The sequence below is a fragment of the Microbacterium ureisolvens genome (genome assembly GCF_015278315.1).
Lineage (GTDB): Bacteria > Actinomycetota > Actinomycetes > Actinomycetales > Microbacteriaceae > Microbacterium > Microbacterium ureisolvens.
This window is the reverse complement of sequence record NZ_JADIJE010000002.1, coordinates 265,044-280,938: the sequence shown is the minus strand read 5'-3', so window position 1 is coordinate 280,938 and position 15,895 is coordinate 265,044. Positions and strand designations below refer to the sequence as shown.

The following is a 15,895-nucleotide window of genomic DNA, read 5'->3' as shown; positions in this document are numbered from 1 at the left end:
GATCCTGACCGCCGCCCCTGTTCACGCGGTCCCCGGGCCGCGGCCCCCGGCCCCCGGCCACTCCGGGCGCGAGATCGAGAGCCGGCGTCAGCTGCGGGCGGGCATGCGCTGGTCGAGCCACGCGAGCAGGTCGCCGCGGACGTCGGCCTGCATGACCTCGTTGAAGATCTCGTGGCGTGCGCCCGGATACACGAGCGTCGTCACGTCGGTGAAACCGGATCGGGTGCGATAGGCGTCGGCGAGCCGATGCACGCTGCGCGGGCCGCCCACGGTGTCGTCGCGCCCGACCATCAGGAGGGTCGGGATGTCGCGGCCGAGGTTCTTGCGAGGCAGCCCGTACATGCGCAGCGAGTCGAGTACGCCGATCAGCTTGATGGGGTCCTCGCTCGTGGTGAGCGGATCGTCGAGGAAGGCGCGTCCGACCGCGAGATCGCTCGAGAGCCACTCGGTACCCATCGCGTCGGGACCGGCCCACGGCTTGTTCAGTCCGCTGGTGTGGATCGAGCCCGGCATGCGCAGCGCGGACCCGGTGAGAACCAGTCCGTCGTAGGCGTCGGCGTGCTCGTTCACGAGCATCTGGGCGAGGACCGACCCGCCGGAGTGCCCGAGCAGCACCAGCGGCAGCCCGGGGTTCTCGGCGCGGATCTGCTGCGTGAATTGCCACATCGTCGCCAGCGCAGCACGCAATCCACCGGGCCCGAGGTGGCCGAGCAGCGCGACGTCGCCCTTGTGCTGCGTCATGCCGGTGCGGCCGTGGCCCCGGTGGTCCGCCGCCCACACGATGTAGCCATGGGTCGTGAGAGCCTCGATGAGCGTGGCGTACCGCCCGGCGTGTTCGCCCACCCCGTGCAGCAGCTGCACGACAGCCCGCGGGTCGGTCTTCGCCGGATGCACGTCGAAGAAGATCGTGATGCCGTGCGCATCGAGGAACTCGGGCATGCGGCGAGTCTAGGGCGCGGCGAGTGGGGCGCGATGAACCGGCCCGGGTCGCGGCATCCGGTTTTCCTTAGCAAGACTAATGAGCTAGGCTAAAGAATCGGATGAGCAGCCACGGAACGCAGACGACAGACCCCGCCGCAGAGGCGGCGGATCAGCCCGACCTCTCCGTGGCCGCCTCGCGGCTTCGGATCGCGACGTTCCGTCTCGCCCGCCGCATGCGCACGCAGCGCGCCGTCGACTCGATGAGCGACGGGCAGTTCGCGGTGCTGGCGGGGCTGTGGACCCACGGCCCCCACACCCTCGGCGAGCTGGCCGACCGCGAGCGCGTCTCGGCGCCGTCGATGAACCGCACGGTCAACTGCCTGCAGGAGTCCGGCTGGATCACCCGCTCGGCCGACGAGAAGGACGGACGCAAGGTCGTCATCTCGCTGACCGATGCCGGCCGCTCGATCGTCGACGAGACGGCCCGGCGACGCGACGCCTGGGTCGAGGCGGCGCTGGCCGGGCTCACCCCCAAGGAGCGCGCCACCCTCGCGCGCGCCACCGAGATCATGGAGAGGATGGCCGCCCGATGAGCGCGATGTTCCGGTCCTTCTCCGCGTTCAACTACCGGGTGTGGTTCATCGGCGCGCTGGTGTCGAACATCGGCGCCTGGATGCAGGCCACCGCCATCAGCTGGGTGGTGCTCACCGAGCTCACCGACAACGACGCCGCCGCGATGGGCGTCACGATGGCGCTGCAGTTCGCCCCGCCCCTGCTGCTGGTCGGGGTCACCGGTCTCGTCGCGGACCGCTTCGACCGCCGCAAGCTCCTGCTCCTGACCCAGAGCCTGCTGCTCCTGCTCGGCGTCGCGATCGGCGTGCTGATCTTCGCCGGCGCGATGACGCTGCCGATCATGTATCTTTTCGCCCTCGCGCTCGGCGTCGTCGCGGCGTTCGACAACCCCGCGCGTCAGGCGTTCGTGTCCGACCTCGTCGCCCGCGAGAACGCGTCGAACGCCGTCGCGCTCAACGCCGCCTCGTTCAACGGCGCGCGCATGATCGGCCCCGCCGTCGCCGGCATCGTCATCGTCGCGGTGGGCACCGGCTGGGTCTTCGTCGCGAACGGCGTGACGTTCCTCGCGATGCTGGCGGCCCTCCTTCTCATCCGCACGCACGAGCTCATCCCCCGCGTGAAGGCGCCGCAGTCGTCGCGGCTCGCCGACGGCTTCCGGTACGTGGCCGGCCGACCCGATCTCATCGTGACGTGCGCGATGGTGTTCCTCATCGGCGCGTTCGGGATGAACTTCCCCATCCTCGCCTCGACGATGGCCGTCGAGTTCGGCAAGGAGGCCGACGGGTTCGGCCTGCTGAGCTCGATCCTCGCGATCGGCTCCGTCGCCGGCGCGCTGCTGGCCGCCCGCCGTGACCGCGCGCGCCTTCGCGTCCTCATCATCGGCACTGCGATGTTCGGCGCCGCCGCCGTGGTCTCCGCCTTCATGCCGACCTACTGGCTCTACGCGATCACCCTCATGTTCACGGGCTTCGCGGTCGTCACGATGATGACCACGGCGAACGGTTACGTGCAGACCACGACCGATCCCGTGCTGCGCGGTCGCGTGCTGGCGCTGTACATGGCGATCCTCATGGGCGGCACCCCGATCGGCGCGCCCATCGTCGGCTGGGTCGCCGCTGAGTTCGGCCCGCGCATGGCGATCCTCGTCGGCGCCGTCGCCGCGTTCGTCGCCTTCGCGATCGGCGGCACGTGGCTGCTCGTGTCGGGGCGCCTGCACCGCCACGAGCGCAAGCGGTTCCGCCTCACCCTGGAGGAGACGCGGCCCCTCACGGTGATCGCACCCGAGGAGTTCAGCGACGAGGTCGCCGGCACCACGCCCATCCGCGTGCTGCCGGACGACGACGAGCTGCGCTCGCGCGCCCGCGCCAGCTGACCCCGCGCTCAACCGCTTCGTCCCGAGGCGTCTGCTGCCCCTCGCCCCCGCCGAACCCACACTCCCGGCGCGAACCCACACGCTCCAGCCGGTAAGCGGGTGTGGGTTGGCGCGGTCGATGTGGGGTGGGCAACGGGGCCAGGGCGCCGGGGCGGCGCGGCGACTTCTCCACAGCGGGCTGCGAGCGCGAAAGTTCCACATCACGACTTCCGGCCGTCGAGACGGTTCGGCGGGCGGAAGAGGATGCGGGGATGGATGCCGAAGCCGCCCGCGCGCTCATCCACAGCCCTGCATCGCTCGAGCGCCTCGGACGAGATCCGCAGGCCCTTCGCCGTGGCGTGCGGCAAGGGGAGCTTCGGCGACTCCACCGCGGGCGGTACGTCCGCGCAGACGACTGGTCGGCCATGCGGCCGGAGGATCAGCACCTGCTCGAAGTCCTCGCCGTGGAACCGGCGCGGCGCGGAGGCGATGTCGTTGCGTCACACGAGTCCGCCGCCGTGCTGCATGGGCTGCCGCTGTATCGTCGGCGTCCCCGCGGGGTGCATGTGAGCGGGCCGCGCACGCGAGGAGTGGTGTCGGCCCCGGGACTGGTCCTGCGTCATGAGGTCGAAGTCGCACGCGTCGACCGCACCCAGGTCGGCGGCATCCCCTGCACGACTCTCCAGCGCACGGTCTACGACCTCATACGGACCACACCGCGCGAGACCGCCGTCGCGGCCGCCGACGCCGCCCTGCGCCTCGTCGCGTGGAGCGAGGCCGAGCGCTCGTACTCGCTCATCGTGGCGGAACAATGGCGTCAGGAGCTGCTGGCGCGGATCGCCCGGTCCTCGGGGCGTCGCGGTATCCGTCAGGCGCGATGGGTCGCCGCCTTCGCCGACGGGCGCGCGCACCTGCCGGGTGAGAGCGTGAGCCGGCTCTACCTCGACGATCTGGGCTTCGCGGCTCCTCGGCTGCAGGTTCCGTTCGAGGGCCCCGGCGGCAGGAGGTACGAGATCGACTTCGGTCTAGACGACGTCGACGCGTGGGGCGAGTTCGACGGCGAGGGGAAGTACTCCGACCCCGCGATGCTTCGCGGCCGGACCAGCCGCGAGGTGTTCATCCGCGAGAAGGAGCGGGAGGACTGGATCCGTGGGCACAGTGGTCGATCATTCGTCCGGTGGGGATCGCCGCACATCACGTCAGCCGAGGCACTCCGCCGCCGGTTGGCGGACTTCCACATCGCGCCGCGGCGCTGAGGCCTCGGGGATCCCCGCCAACCCACACATTCCGCGCGAACCCACCCGTATCGGGGACCTCGCCGATGTGGGTTGGCGCGCGCGATGTGGGTTCGCGAGAGAAGATGTGGGTTCGCGAGACGGGGCCCGGCGAGACCCTGCGCGGCTGCGAGCTCAGCGCGGCTCGCGCACGCCCACCCTCTCGAGGTGGGCGTTGGTGAACCGCCCGTCGGGGTCGAGTCGCTCGAACACCGCCCGCGCGTCGGCCAGGCGCGGGTGCACCCTCTCCATCGCCGGGCGCTCGAAGCCGTGCAGCTTGCCCCAGTGCGGACGCGCGCCGAACGGCTCGAGCGCGGCCTCGATACGGGCGACGGCGGCGGCGACCTCGTCGGCGTGGTTGTACCAGGTGAAGTGGATGATCACGACGTCGCGGCGATAGGCCGGGCTCAGCCACAGCTCGTCGGCGGCGGCGGTGCGCAGCTCGGTCCAGATGAGATGAGGCCGGATGCCGTCGCCCAGTGCCCGAACCGCGTTCAGCGCCGCCGGCGCGGCGGCCCGGTCGACGAAGTACTCGCTCTGGATCTCATCGCCGAACGACGGCTGCGCGTCGAGCCGGAAATGCGGCAGTCGCAGCATCCACGGCCCGGGGACGCCGGCGAGCTCGGTGACGTTGTCCTCCACGCCGAGCGGCGAGTCGCCGGTGAGCGCGCGCACGCCGTCGAGGACCGTGTCGGGCACCGCGTCGTCGTCGGCGTCGAGGCGCGTCTTGATCCAGACGTAACCGACCGACGGATCCTCCCAGCGCGAGAACACCGACACGCTGTACCCGGCGGACGTGAGCTCGTCGTAGTGCGCGAGCGCGGCATCCCATGTCACGCCCGTGTAGATGTCCTGCCGCACGCGGAAGGCGGGCTCGATGTCGAGAGTGAGCGCGACCACGATGCCGTAGGCGCCGAGACCCACGACGAGCGCGTCGAAGTCGGGTTCGCCGCGACGCACCTCGTGCACCTCGGCGTCGGCCCCGACGTAGCGCAGGGCGCGCACGGATGCCGAGAGCACCGGATTGCGGTCGCCCGAGCCGTGCGTGGCGGTGGCCGTGGCCCCGCCGACGTTGATGTGCGGCAGCGAACCCATGTTGCGCAGGGCCCAGCCGCGATCGTCGAGCCAGACGGCCAGCACGCCGTAGCGGATGCCGGCCGGCACGGTCACGGTGCGGGCGGACTCGTCGAGCTCGAAGTCGGCGGCGAACCCGGTCACGTCGACGAGGGTCCCCGTGGTGTCGGGCAGATCGGTGAACGAGTGCCGCGTGCCCAGCGCGCGCACCCGCCCCGGCTCCGCGAGCACGCGCCGGACGTCGTCGACCGACGTCGCGTCGACGATCCGGGGCGCCGTGTACTCGTAGGTTCCTGCCCAGTTGCGCGGCATCGCGCCTCCTTCTCGGATGTGCGTCCTGCTCGGGACGATGGGGGTCAGTGGGCGGCTTCGGCAGCCAGTCGCTGCGAAGCTGTCGCCATGTGGGTCGCCATCGCGGAGGCGGCGGCATCCTCGTCCTCCGCCTCGATGGCGCGGAAGACCGCGGCGTGCTCGTCGATGGCGGTGCGCGCCTCGGTCTCGTCATGAACGGCCCGGTCGGCGTACACCTGCAGCAGCGAGCGCACGACGTGCAGCAGGTCGACGAGGGTGTCGTTCCCGGCCGCGGCGGCCAGCGCGTTGTGGAAGTCGAGGTCGGCGCGCGCGAACGCCTTGAGGTCGCCCACGCCGCCGCGCATGCGTTCGAGAGATCCGGAGAGGGCACGCCGATCGGATGCCGCGGCCCGGCCGGCGGCGAGCCGCGCGACGTAGATCTCGAGGCCCGAGCGCAGCTCCAGCAGCTCGGCGGTGTTCTTCTGGCCGATCAGCAGCCCCCACCGCAGGGTCTGCGGCAGCAGCTCGCTGGCGGTGCCGCGCAGGTACGTGCCCGAGCCCGGACGGACGTCGACGATGCCGAGGATCTCCAGCGCGGCCAGCGCCTCGCGCACCGCGGACCGGCCGACGCCGAGCGTCGCGGCGAGCTGCCGCTCGGGCGGCAGCCTGGTGCCCGCTTCGAGGTCGCCGCCGGTGAACAGATCCATCAGCCGCCGCGCGACCTCCGACACCGGCGTGCCGCTCGGCAGGGCGCCCAGCGCCGCGGTGATCTCGGCGGACCGGTCGTCGGGGTAGGCGGGCATGCGAACAACTTACGGCAGTCGGGCGGGATTCGGGATTGCTTTCGGTCAACCGGTTTGTCAGACTGTCGTCAGGCGACGCAGGTCGCCTTTCTCGCGGTCTTGCGAGAAAACGTTTCCTTGGCTCGATGGTGAGAGGCGATCAACGATGAAGTTCCGGAGCAGGAAGCTGATGGCGGGCATGACGGGGACGACCCTGGCAGCCCTCGTGCTGACGGGGTGCGCCTCATCGGCGCCGGCCAGCACCGAACCCACGCTCGACCCCGACGAGGAGGTGTCGATCGACTTCACCTTCTGGGGCAACGACGTGCGCGCCGAGCTCTACAACGAGGCGATCGACGTCTTCGAGGAGCAGCATCCGAACATCGACGTCTCGGTGCTGTTCCTCTCGCCCAACGACTACTGGGAGAAGCGTCAGATCGAGGCGAGCGGCAGCGGTCTTCCCGACGTCGTGACCATGGATCTCGCTTACATCCGCCAATACTCGCAGAGCGGCTCGCTGCTCGACCTCGAGCCGTACCTCGGCACCATCATCCAGACGGAGCCGATCGAGCCGTCCGTGCTCGGCGCCGGCGTGGTCGACGGCGTCACCACGGCCGTCCCGATCTCCACGAACGCCTGGTCGATGTTCATGAACACGACGATCCTCGACGAGATCGGCGTCGAGCCGTTCGCAGGCGGCACCTGGGACGAGTACTACGAGTGGGTCGCCGAGACCAGCGACGCCGCCGAGGCGGCCGGCGTGGCGGACGTGTGGGGCGGCGTCGACCCGAGCTCGCGCTTCGTCAACTTCGAGATGCAGCTGCGCGCCGAGGGCAAGGAGCTCTTCGACGACGAGGGCAACCCCGGCTTCGACGAGGAGCGTCTCACCGAGTACTGGGAGCAGGGCGCCGCGGTGCGCGAGGCCGGGCAGTTCGTGCCGCAGCAGCGGGTCGCCGAGGTGCAGCCGATGACCGCGTTCGACGCGGGCCTCGGCGCGAGCGATACGCAGACCGACAACTTCCTCGCGGGATACCTCGCGAACCTCGGCGAAGGCTACGAGGTCACGCTGCAGGCTCCGCCGCTGTCGGAGGAGGGCGCGAAGGATCTGTACCTGAAGGCCTCGCAGATGTACTCCATCGCCGCGAACTCGGAGCACCCGGCTGCGGCCGCGACGCTCATCGACTTCCTCATCAACTCGCCGGAGTCGGGCGAGATCTTCGGCACCAACCGCGGCCTGCCGGCGTCGGCGACGGCGCGGGAGGCCGCGGACCTCGACCCGGTCAGCCAGGACATCGTCGACTACGAGGCGTCGATCGCCGACCGCCTCGGCGACGCCCCGCCCGCGCCGATCGTCGGCTACGGCTCGCTGCACGAGAAGTTCCGCGAGCTGACCGAGGAGCTGAACTTCGGCACGCTGACTGTCGACCAGGCCGTCGAGCAGTTCTTCGCCGAGATGGACGTGGTGCTGAACCAGTAGCACGTCGGGTGCGGCAGCCGGCTCCGGGGGGGTGCCGGCTCCCGCACCGTCTCGGCGCCGTCGGCCCGTCGGCGCGCCCCGCCACGCCCGCAGTCTCCGTCACCCTCTCCACCCGCCCGCGACCGCACCCGCCCGCGACCCGCACGCGGCCCGACCGCACCCGACCCGACCCGAGGAGCCCCACCCTGTCCGCGCCCTCCCCCGTTCCCGCCCCGGCCACGCCCGACCGGGAACCCACCGCCCGGCCCTCGCTCGGCATCCAGGGCCCCGTCGTCGCGTTCCACGATCCCTGGGCGGGCGGCGCGTCGGACGACATCATGCGCACGGGCACCGGCATCCCCATCGCCTCTCAGGACCCGGCGCCGACGCCGGCCGAGTTCACGGCGCAGCTGCGCGAGCTGGGCGCCGACTTCTACGTGCACCACGTGATCCCGACGCAAGAGGATCACGCGGCCCTCTTCGACGACCTCGCCGCGGCCGGCATCGGCCTCGTGCTCGGCAACGAGTACGGCAACATCAACGGCCCGCACGCCGACGGCACCAACCGGTACGACCTGCCGGCGGAACTGGTGCGCGACGCAGCCGCATCCGGAGTGCTCGAAGGCGTGCTCTACGACGAGCCCGAGCACCTGCAGATCCACGCCGACCAGTACCGGCACGACGCGCATCTCCCCCACTTCGGGCAGACCGACGGACTCGACGCCGCAGCCGCCCTCGACGTGATCGACGACACGGTGCGAGCGCTCACGACCGACATCGCAGACGCGGTGAGCCAGGCCGGCGGCCGGCCGGTGCCGGTGCTCTCGGAGCAGGTGTTCCCCGTCATGTTCCACGCGCTCGCGCGGGCCGGCATGACCCCGGCACCCAAGGTCATGAAGGAGTCGTTCCAGCCGCTGCAGCTCGGCACCGCGCTCGGCGCCGCCCTCCAGTACGACCGCGAGCTGTGGATATGCGCCGACCTCTGGGGTCCCGACGTCGGGCCGTGGACCACGCGGGCCCCCGGCTTCCCCGGTCACTCCCCCGCCGAGTTCGCCTCGGCCCTGCGCCTGGCGTACCTGTTCGCACCGACGCGGCTCTTCGTCGAGAACATCGATGTGCTCACCCGCCACCTCGGCCAGGGCCGCTTCGCGCGCACGGCGCACGGCGAGGTGTGGCTGGAGTTCGCGAAGGACTTCGTGCCCCGGCATCCGCTGCGCTGGAGCCACCGCGACGCGCGTCCCGACATCGCCCTCGTGCATGCCGACGACAGCGACTTCGGCCGCGGCGAGCGGCCGTTCGGAAACCGGCAGGCGACGGCGCCCGCCGCTTCGCAGAGCGTCTTCGCGGCGTGGCACGCCCTCAGCCACGGGCAGCTCCCCGCGCACGGCAGCTGCCTGCACATCCCCGGTTACGACTTCCCGCGCCACGGCCTCAACGGCATCCCGCGGTCGCGATTCCCGCTCGACGCCGGTGCCACAGAGCCCACGCGCCTGCACGGGCTGTTCCAGGCGACCCGCGGGGTGCTCGCGTTCGACGAGCACGTGCGGGCCGATCAGCTGGCGGATGCCGGACTCGTCGTCGTCGCCGGCAGCCGCCTACCCCGCGCGACGCTCGACGGCCTCCGCGCCCGCGCCGAAGCGGGGGCGACGGTGCTCATCGCGGCCTGGCTGTGCGGCCCGGATCGAGCGAAGACCGAGAGGGTCGGCAGCGGAGACTGGGTCGTGTACGAGGACTTCGACGACGCCGACGCGCAGGAGGCGATCGCCGCCCACGCGGGCACGCCCGACGTGTGGTCGCAGCGCTTCGGCGCCCACGAGCTGCGGATCACGACCGGGGACGCCGCCGGTGAGACGCTCGAGTTCGAGATCGCAGATGCCGCGACGCGGCGGATCGGCTGAGCCTCCGGCATCCGTTCGCCGCGCTTGCAATTGGTCAACCGGTTTGTCACAATGGTCCGGAAACCACCTCGATCACCGTCGATGAGCAGGAGTCACCGTGGACCAGAATCAGATCACCGCCGACGCGCCAGCGGTCGCGCGCTCGACGATCCGCAAGGTGTCGATCCGCCTCGTGCCGTTCGTCGCGCTGATGTTCTTCATCAACTACCTCGACCGCACCGCGATCGGGTTCGCCGCTCCGAACGGCATGAACGAAGACCTGGCGCTCTCCGCCGCGCAGTTCGGCTTCGCGTCGGGCGTCTTCTTCATCGGCTACATCCTGCTCGAGGTGCCCTCGAACCTGGCGCTGCACAAGTTCGGCGCCCGCCGCTGGCTCTCGCGCATCATGGTCAGCTGGGGCATCGTCGCCCTTCTGTTCACGTGGGTTCAGAACTTCGAGCAGCTCGTCGTGCTGCGCTTCCTCCTCGGCGTCGCCGAGGCCGGCTTCTTCCCGGGCGCCATCCTCTTCCTGAGCCTCTGGGTGCCCGCGCAGTACCGCGGCCGCATCCTGATGCTCTTCTACCTGGCGCAGCCGCTCACCACCGTCATCGGCGCCCCGCTGGCCGGCTGGCTCATCCAGCAGCACGAGGTGTTCTTCGGCCTCGAGGGCTGGCGCTTCATGTTCTTCGGCGTCGCGATCCCGGCGATCGTGGTCGGCATCATCGCGTGGTTCTACCTCAAGGACAAGCCGGCCGACGCCAAGTGGCTGACGCGCGAGGAGCAGGTCTGGCTGACCGACGCGCTCGACCGCGAGAAGGCGGCCACGCAGAAGAAGGAGCAGGGCCACGTCTCGGCGCGCTTCGCCTTCAAGAGCGGCCGCGTCTGGGTGCTCTCGTTCATCTACTTCGGCTTCATCTACGGCCTGTACGCGCTGGCGTTCTTCCTGCCGACCATCATCGAGGGCTTCCAGGCCCAGACCGGCCAGACCTTCGACACGCTGCAGAAGGGCCTCATCACCGCGATCCCGTACCTGCCGGCCGCGATCGTCATGTACTTCTGGTCGCGCGACGCCTCCAAGCGCGGACTCAAGACGTGGCACATCGCCGGTCCTGCGATCGCCGGGGCCATCAGCATCCCCCTCGCGCTGTTCATGGGGTCGCCCGCCGCGACGATCGCCGTCATCACGATCACGGCGTGCGCCATCTTCGCCGCGCTCCCGAACTTCTGGACGCTGCCGACGCGCTTCCTGACGGGTGCCGCCGCGGCGGCGGGCGTCGCGCTCATCAACACGATCGGCAACCTCGCCGGCTTCTCGGCCCCGTTCATCACCGGTGCGGTGCACGACTGGACCGGTGGCTACGAGATCCCGATGTTCATCGTCGGCTTCGTCATGCTCGTCTCGGCGGTGCTCATGGTGCTGCTGGCCCGCAGCAACCGCATCAGCCCGGTCGACGTCGACGACACGGCCGCCGATGCCGCCGTCGACGCGGAGGCCCTGCGCACCGCGGCAGACCCCCGGGGCGACGCGCGATGACCCGACTCTGGAACGAGCCGGCGGACTTCGCCGACGAGATGATCGACGGCTTCGTCGCGGCGAACGGGCGGTACGTCCGCCGGGTGCCGGGCGGCGTGGTGCGCTCGACGGTGTCGCCGGCCGGTCAGGTCGCGGTGGTCGTCGGCGGCGGCTCGGGCCACTACCCCGCGTTCGGCGGGCTCGTCGGCCCCGGCCTCGCGCACGGCGCGGCGATGGGCAACCTGTTCGCGTCGCCCTCGACGCAGCAGGTGTACGCGGTCGCGAAGGCCGCCGATAACGGCGGCGGCGTGTTCTTCAGCTATGGCAACTACGCCGGCGATGTGCTGAACTTCGACGCCGCACAGGAGCGGCTGAGGGCCGACGGCATCGCCTGCGAGACGGTCACGGTGACCGACGACATCGTGTCGGCGAGGGCGGACGAGAAGCACAAGCGGCGCGGCATCGCCGGCGACCTGACGGTGTTCCGCATCGCCGGCGCCGCGGCGGCGGCGGGCGCCGACCTCGCCGAGGTGACGCGCCTCGCCCGTCACGCGAACGAGCGCACGCGGTCGTTCGGGGTGGCGTTCACCGGGTGCACGCTGCCCGGCGCCGAGCAGGCGCTCTTCACCGTGCCGGAGGGGCGGATGGCGATCGGGCTGGGCATCCACGGCGAGCCCGGCATCGACGAGACCGGCATCCCCACCGCCGACGGGCTCGCGCAGCTGCTGGTCGAGAAGCTGCTCGCCGAGGTGCCCGAGGGCGTGACCGTCGAGGGCGCCCGCGTGGTGCCGATCCTCAACGGCCTGGGGTCGCTGAAGTACGAGGAGATGTTCGTCGTCTACCGGCGCATCGCACAGCTGCTCCAGGACGCCCGCCTGGAGCTCGTCGACCCGCACGTGGGCGAGTACTGCACGAGCTTCGACATGGCCGGCACCTCGCTCACCCTGTTCTGGCTCGACGAAGAGCTCGCCGAGCTGTGGGAGGCCCCCGTGGACACGCCGTCCTACCGGCGCGGCTCCGTCGCGCCGCAGGAGCGGACGGATGCCTCGACAGCCGCCGCGACAGTGGCCGACGTCATCGAGCCCGGGGACGAGTCATCCCGCTCCGTCGCCCGGACGGTGCTCGCCGCGGTGCGCACGATCGCCGAGACGGTGGATGCGCACGTGGACGAGCTGGGCCGCATCGACGCGATCGCGGGAGACGGCGACCACGGCATCGGCATGCAGCGCGGATCGCACGCGGCCCTTCGCGCCGCCACGACAGCCGTCGACGCCGGGGCAGGTGCCCGCACCACGCTCGCCCGCGCCGCCGACGCCTGGAGCGACAAGGCCGGCGGCACGTCCGGCGCACTGTGGGGCGTCATCCTGAACGCGGTCGCCCGGGGGCTCGGCGACGAGGGCCGCCCGGATTCGGCCGCCATCGCCGCCGGTGTCGCGGCCGGCTCCCGCGGCGTCACCGACTACGGCAAGGCCGAGGTGGGCGACAAGACCCTCGTCGACGCACTCGTGCCCTTCAGCTCGGCGCTGACCCACGCCGTGGACGCCGGCGCCTCACTCACCGACGCCTGGCGGACGGCGGCGGATGCCGCAACCCGCGCCGCGACCGCGACCGCCGACCTGCTGCCGCGCATGGGCCGTGCCCGTACGCACGGTCAGAACAGCGTGGGCACGCCCGACCCGGGCGCGATCTCGCTCGCGCTCATCGTGACCGCCATCGGAGAAACGCTCGCCGCCGAGACGCTCGCGGCCGAGAACCAGAAGGAGAACGCACATGGCTGAGCCGCTGCGCATCGTGATCGGCGCCGACGACGCCGGCTTCGACTACAAGGAGATCCTCAAGAAGGATCTTCAGGACAACCCCGGTGTCGCCCTGGTCATCGACGTGGGTGTGGACGCCGACGGCCACACCCCCTACCCGAAGGTCGCCATCGAGGCCGCCCAGCAGGTCGCGAAAGGCAACGCCGACCGGGCGCTGCTGATCTGCGGCACAGGCCTGGGCGTCGCGATCGCCGCCAACAAGGTGCCCGGCATCCGCGCCGTCACCGCCCACGACTCGTTCTCGGTCGAGCGCGGCGTGCTCTCGAACAACGCGCAGGTGCTCACCATGGGCCAGCGCGTCGTCGGCATCGAGCTGGCCCGCCGCCTGGTGCGCGAGTGGCTCACCTACCGGTTCGACACCACCTCCGCCTCGGCGGAGAAGGTCGCCGTCATCGACGAGTACGAGACCACGGGCTCCTGCTGATGAGCGGGGTCACGGTGGGGGTCAGCCTGAAGACGTACTTCGGGCACGAGCGGGCGCGCGCCTGGTTCGCCGACGTGGCGATCCGCGCCGCCGGCCACCCCGCCGTGGCCGACGGTTCGGTGCGGTTCTTCGTGATCCCCACCTACCTGCAGATCCCCACCGGTCTCACCGCGTTCGCGAACACCCCGGTGCTCGTCGGCGCGCAGGACGTCTCGCAGCATCCGCCCGGCGCGTACACCGGCGAGATCACCGCCGCCGAGCTCGCCGAGATCGGCGTCCAGGTCGCCGAGATCGGCCACGCCGAGAGACGCCGCCTGTTCGACGAGACCGACACGGTCACCGCCGCGAAGGCAGCCGCCGCCCTCACCCACGGCATCACCCCGGTGCTGTGCATCGGCGAAGCCGAACGCCTGGGCACCCCCGCCGCCGCGCTCGCGAACGTCGAGCAGCTCGCCGCGAACCTCGAGAACGTTCCCGCGGGCCCGGTCATCGTCGCCTACGAGCCGGTCTGGGCGATCGGCGCCGCCGAACCCGCCCCCGACGACCACATCGCAGCGGTGACCCGAGCCCTCCGCGCCGCCATCGACGCCGACCCCGCCCGCACCGGCAGCGTCGTCATCTACGGCGGCTCCGCCGGCCCCGGACTCCTGACCCGCCTCGGCGACAGCGTCGACGGCCTCTTCCTCGGCCGTTTCGCGCACGACCCTGACGCGCTCGTGGCGGTCCTGGACGAGGCATCCGCCCTCGCCTCCTCCCGCTCCTCGCACTCCTTCCCGTCCGTGAGACCCCAGTGGCAGGACGAGACCCAGGGCGAACCCCACGGTCTCGTCCTCCCGCTGTCGTCTCACGGAGACACGGTCGAGGTCGACGCATGATCGGGCTCGGCACGTACGCGTTCTTCTGGCAGCACTCCGACCAGGTGCCCGAGCCGCTGTCGCTCGTCGGCGCGTTCGAGGCCACGAAGGAGCTCGAGGTCGAGCTGTTCCAGATCTGCGACTACGCACCGCTCGAGTTCATGACCGCCGCGGAGCTCAGCGATGCGGCCGCGGCCGCCCGCGACCTCGGCCTCACGATCGAGCTCGGCACCAAGGGCGTCGAGCCCGACCGGCTCGCCCGCTTCCTCGAGCTGGCCGGCGTCTTCGACGCGAAGCTCGTCCGCAGCATGCTGTACTCCCCCGACAACCGCCCCACCCTCGGTCAGGCCGCGGAGTGGCTGCGCGCCGCACTGCCGGCGTACGAGGCATCCGGAGTCGACCTCGCCCTCGAGACGTACGAGCAGGTCGCGACGGAAGACCTCGTCGGCCTCGTCGCCCGCATCGACAGCGAGCGGCTGGGCATCTGCCTGGACCCGGCGAACGTCGTGGCCCGTCTGGAGCTGCCGCGCGACTGCGTCGAGCTGACCGCCCCGCACGTCAAGAACGTGCACGTCAAGGACTTCGCCTTCGCCCGCCAGCCCGGCTGGGTCGGCTTCACCTACGGCGGCGCGCCCATGGGCGAGGGCCTGCACGACTACCCCCACCTGCTCGAGACCGTGCGCCCGCGCGAGCGCGGCGTGAACGAGGTCGTCGAGCACTGGCTCTCCTGGCAGGGGAATGCCGAGACCACCGTCCGCACCGAGCGGGAATGGACCCGCCGAACCATCGAACACCTGAGGAGCACGACATGAGCACCACCGCTGAGAACACCGGCACAGCCACGTACAGGATCGCCGTCGTCGGCGCCGGCGGCAAGATGGGCATGCGGGTGTCCAACAACCTCGCGGGGACCGACCACACCGTCTGGTACGTCGAGAACTCGCCGGCCGGCCGCCAGCGCACGATCGACGCGGGTCGTGAGCTGACGGATGCCGCGACCGCCGTCGCCGACGCCGACATCGTCGTCCTGGCCGTGCCCGACCTCGCCCTCGGCCCCGTCACCGCCGACCTGGTGCCGCAGCTGAAGTCCGGCGCGATCGTGCTGACGCTCGACCCGGCCGCCGCCTACGCGGGGCTGCTCACCACCCGCGAGGACGTCATCCAGGCCGTCGCGCACCCGTGCCACCCGTCGGTGTTCCTCGAGCGCACCACCAAGGAGGAGTGGGCCGACACCTTCGGCGGCATCGCCGCCCCCCAGGACGCGATCGCAGCCGTCGAGAGCGACGACCCCGCGCACAAGGAGATCGTCGAGGCGACCGTCCGCGCGATCTACGCGCCCGTCATCGACGTGCACTTCGTGACCGTCAAGCAGCTCGCCCAGCTCGAGCCGACCCTCGTGGAGACCGTCGCCTGCATGATCGGCTCGCTCCTCAACGAGGCGCTCGACGAGGCGATCAACACCATGGGCGTGCCCGAGGCGGCGGCGCGCAGCATCCTGTACGGCCACACCCAGGTAGCCCTGGCCAACGGCCTGCGCGGCGACAACCCGTTCTCGGACGCGTGCCTCATCGCCATGGACTACGGGCGCGAGTCGATCATCAAGGACGACTGGAAGAAGATCTTCCGCGACGACGAGCTCGACAAGAACCTGGCGCGCATGCTCCACCTCGACCACATCGAGCGCTGAC

At 71.2% G+C, this 15,895-nt stretch carries 14 protein-coding genes; 11 read left to right on the top strand and 3 right to left on the bottom strand.

The window, feature by feature from the left end; all coding sequences use genetic code 11:
• Window positions 1–87: 87 nt before the first annotated feature.
• Window positions 88–939, bottom strand: a complete 852-nt coding sequence (locus IM767_RS03570) for an alpha/beta fold hydrolase (protein ID WP_109209080.1) — start codon at window positions 937–939, stop codon at window positions 88–90.
• 101 nt (window positions 940–1,040) lie between these two features.
• Between IM767_RS03570 and IM767_RS03565 the strand changes: the two genes are divergently transcribed.
• From IM767_RS03565 to IM767_RS03555, 3 genes are all read left to right on the top strand, one after another.
• On the top strand, window positions 1,041–1,514 hold the full coding sequence (locus tag IM767_RS03565; RefSeq protein ID WP_109209079.1) for a MarR family winged helix-turn-helix transcriptional regulator: 474 nt from the start codon (window positions 1,041–1,043) through the stop codon (window positions 1,512–1,514).
• Between the two features lie 5 nt (window positions 1,515–1,519).
• Entirely contained in the window at window positions 1,520–2,866 is a 1,347-nt protein-coding gene (locus IM767_RS03560) for an MFS transporter (RefSeq protein ID WP_378764569.1), read from the top strand.
• Between the two features lie 251 nt (window positions 2,867–3,117).
• Window positions 3,118–4,101, top strand: a complete 984-nt coding sequence (locus IM767_RS03555; protein ID WP_109209077.1) for a type IV toxin-antitoxin system AbiEi family antitoxin — start codon at window positions 3,118–3,120, stop codon at window positions 4,099–4,101.
• Between the two features lie 153 nt (window positions 4,102–4,254).
• On the opposite strand, the gene IM767_RS03550 is transcribed toward IM767_RS03555, so the two are convergent.
• Both IM767_RS03550 and IM767_RS03545 read right to left on the bottom strand, forming a co-directional pair.
• A complete protein-coding gene (locus tag IM767_RS03550; protein WP_109209076.1) occupies window positions 4,255–5,505 on the bottom strand; it encodes a D-arabinono-1,4-lactone oxidase in 1,251 nt (416 codons plus the stop codon).
• A 44-nt stretch (window positions 5,506–5,549) separates the two neighbouring features.
• The gene (locus IM767_RS03545; RefSeq protein WP_109209075.1) at window positions 5,550–6,287 is read right to left on the bottom strand and encodes a FadR/GntR family transcriptional regulator; all 738 of its coding nucleotides are present in this window, start codon (window positions 6,285–6,287) and stop codon (window positions 5,550–5,552) included.
• A 145-nt stretch (window positions 6,288–6,432) separates the two neighbouring features.
• Here IM767_RS03545 and IM767_RS03540 point away from each other — a divergent pair, with 145 nt between their 5' ends.
• The 8 genes from IM767_RS03540 to IM767_RS03505 all read left to right on the top strand — a co-directional run bounded on the left by IM767_RS03540 (window position 6,433) and on the right by IM767_RS03505 (window position 15,894).
• Entirely contained in the window at window positions 6,433–7,743 is a 1,311-nt protein-coding gene (locus IM767_RS03540) for an ABC transporter substrate-binding protein (protein ID WP_109209074.1), read from the top strand.
• Between the two features lie 317 nt (window positions 7,744–8,060).
• Complete coding sequence (locus tag IM767_RS03535) at window positions 8,061–9,620, top strand: hypothetical protein (RefSeq protein WP_239453158.1); 1,560 nt, start codon at window positions 8,061–8,063, stop codon at window positions 9,618–9,620.
• Between the two features lie 97 nt (window positions 9,621–9,717).
• Complete coding sequence (locus IM767_RS03530; RefSeq protein ID WP_109209073.1) at window positions 9,718–11,133, top strand: MFS transporter; 1,416 nt, start codon at window positions 9,718–9,720, stop codon at window positions 11,131–11,133.
• The gene (locus IM767_RS03525; RefSeq protein WP_109209072.1) at window positions 11,130–12,890 is read left to right on the top strand and encodes a dihydroxyacetone kinase family protein; all 1,761 of its coding nucleotides are present in this window, start codon (window positions 11,130–11,132) and stop codon (window positions 12,888–12,890) included. The genes IM767_RS03530 and IM767_RS03525 overlap by 4 nt, the downstream gene beginning before the upstream one ends.
• Complete coding sequence (locus IM767_RS03520; RefSeq protein ID WP_109209071.1) at window positions 12,883–13,353, top strand: ribose-5-phosphate isomerase; 471 nt, start codon at window positions 12,883–12,885, stop codon at window positions 13,351–13,353. The genes IM767_RS03525 and IM767_RS03520 overlap by 8 nt, the downstream gene beginning before the upstream one ends.
• Window positions 13,353–14,228: a triose-phosphate isomerase family protein gene (locus IM767_RS03515; RefSeq protein WP_109209070.1), complete on the top strand. Its 876-nt coding sequence runs from the start codon at window positions 13,353–13,355 to the stop codon at window positions 14,226–14,228. Before IM767_RS03520 ends, IM767_RS03515 begins: the two co-directional genes overlap by 1 nt.
• A complete protein-coding gene (locus tag IM767_RS03510) occupies window positions 14,225–15,019 on the top strand; it encodes a sugar phosphate isomerase/epimerase family protein (protein WP_109209069.1) in 795 nt (264 codons plus the stop codon). The genes IM767_RS03515 and IM767_RS03510 overlap by 4 nt, the downstream gene beginning before the upstream one ends.
• Complete coding sequence (locus tag IM767_RS03505) at window positions 15,016–15,894, top strand: phosphogluconate dehydrogenase C-terminal domain-containing protein (protein ID WP_109209068.1); 879 nt, start codon at window positions 15,016–15,018, stop codon at window positions 15,892–15,894. The genes IM767_RS03510 and IM767_RS03505 overlap by 4 nt, the downstream gene beginning before the upstream one ends.
• The last annotated feature ends 1 nt before the right edge of the window (window position 15,895 follow it).

Bases quoted from the DNA above. Each gene is read 5' to 3' on its own strand.
- IM767_RS03570 (WP_109209080.1), bottom strand. From the start codon at position 939: ATGCCCGAGTTCCTCGATGCGCACGGCATCACGATCTTCTTCGACGTG.
- IM767_RS03565 (WP_109209079.1), top strand. From the start codon at position 1,041: ATGAGCAGCCACGGAACGCAGACGACAGACCCCGCCGCAGAGGCGGCG.
- IM767_RS03560 (WP_378764569.1), top strand. From the start codon at position 1,520: ATGTTCCGGTCCTTCTCCGCGTTCAACTACCGGGTGTGGTTCATCGGC.
- IM767_RS03555 (WP_109209077.1), top strand. From the start codon at position 3,118: ATGGATGCCGAAGCCGCCCGCGCGCTCATCCACAGCCCTGCATCGCTC.
- IM767_RS03550 (WP_109209076.1), bottom strand. From the start codon at position 5,505: ATGCCGCGCAACTGGGCAGGAACCTACGAGTACACGGCGCCCCGGATC.
- IM767_RS03545 (WP_109209075.1), bottom strand. From the start codon at position 6,287: ATGCCCGCCTACCCCGACGACCGGTCCGCCGAGATCACCGCGGCGCTG.
- IM767_RS03540 (WP_109209074.1), top strand. From the start codon at position 6,433: ATGAAGTTCCGGAGCAGGAAGCTGATGGCGGGCATGACGGGGACGACC.
- IM767_RS03535 (WP_239453158.1), top strand. From the start codon at position 8,061: ATGCGCACGGGCACCGGCATCCCCATCGCCTCTCAGGACCCGGCGCCG.
- IM767_RS03525 (WP_109209072.1), top strand. From the start codon at position 11,130: ATGACCCGACTCTGGAACGAGCCGGCGGACTTCGCCGACGAGATGATC.
- IM767_RS03520 (WP_109209071.1), top strand. From the start codon at position 12,883: ATGGCTGAGCCGCTGCGCATCGTGATCGGCGCCGACGACGCCGGCTTC.
- IM767_RS03515 (WP_109209070.1), top strand. From the start codon at position 13,353: ATGAGCGGGGTCACGGTGGGGGTCAGCCTGAAGACGTACTTCGGGCAC.
- IM767_RS03510 (WP_109209069.1), top strand. From the start codon at position 14,225: ATGATCGGGCTCGGCACGTACGCGTTCTTCTGGCAGCACTCCGACCAG.
- IM767_RS03505 (WP_109209068.1), top strand. From the start codon at position 15,016: ATGAGCACCACCGCTGAGAACACCGGCACAGCCACGTACAGGATCGCC.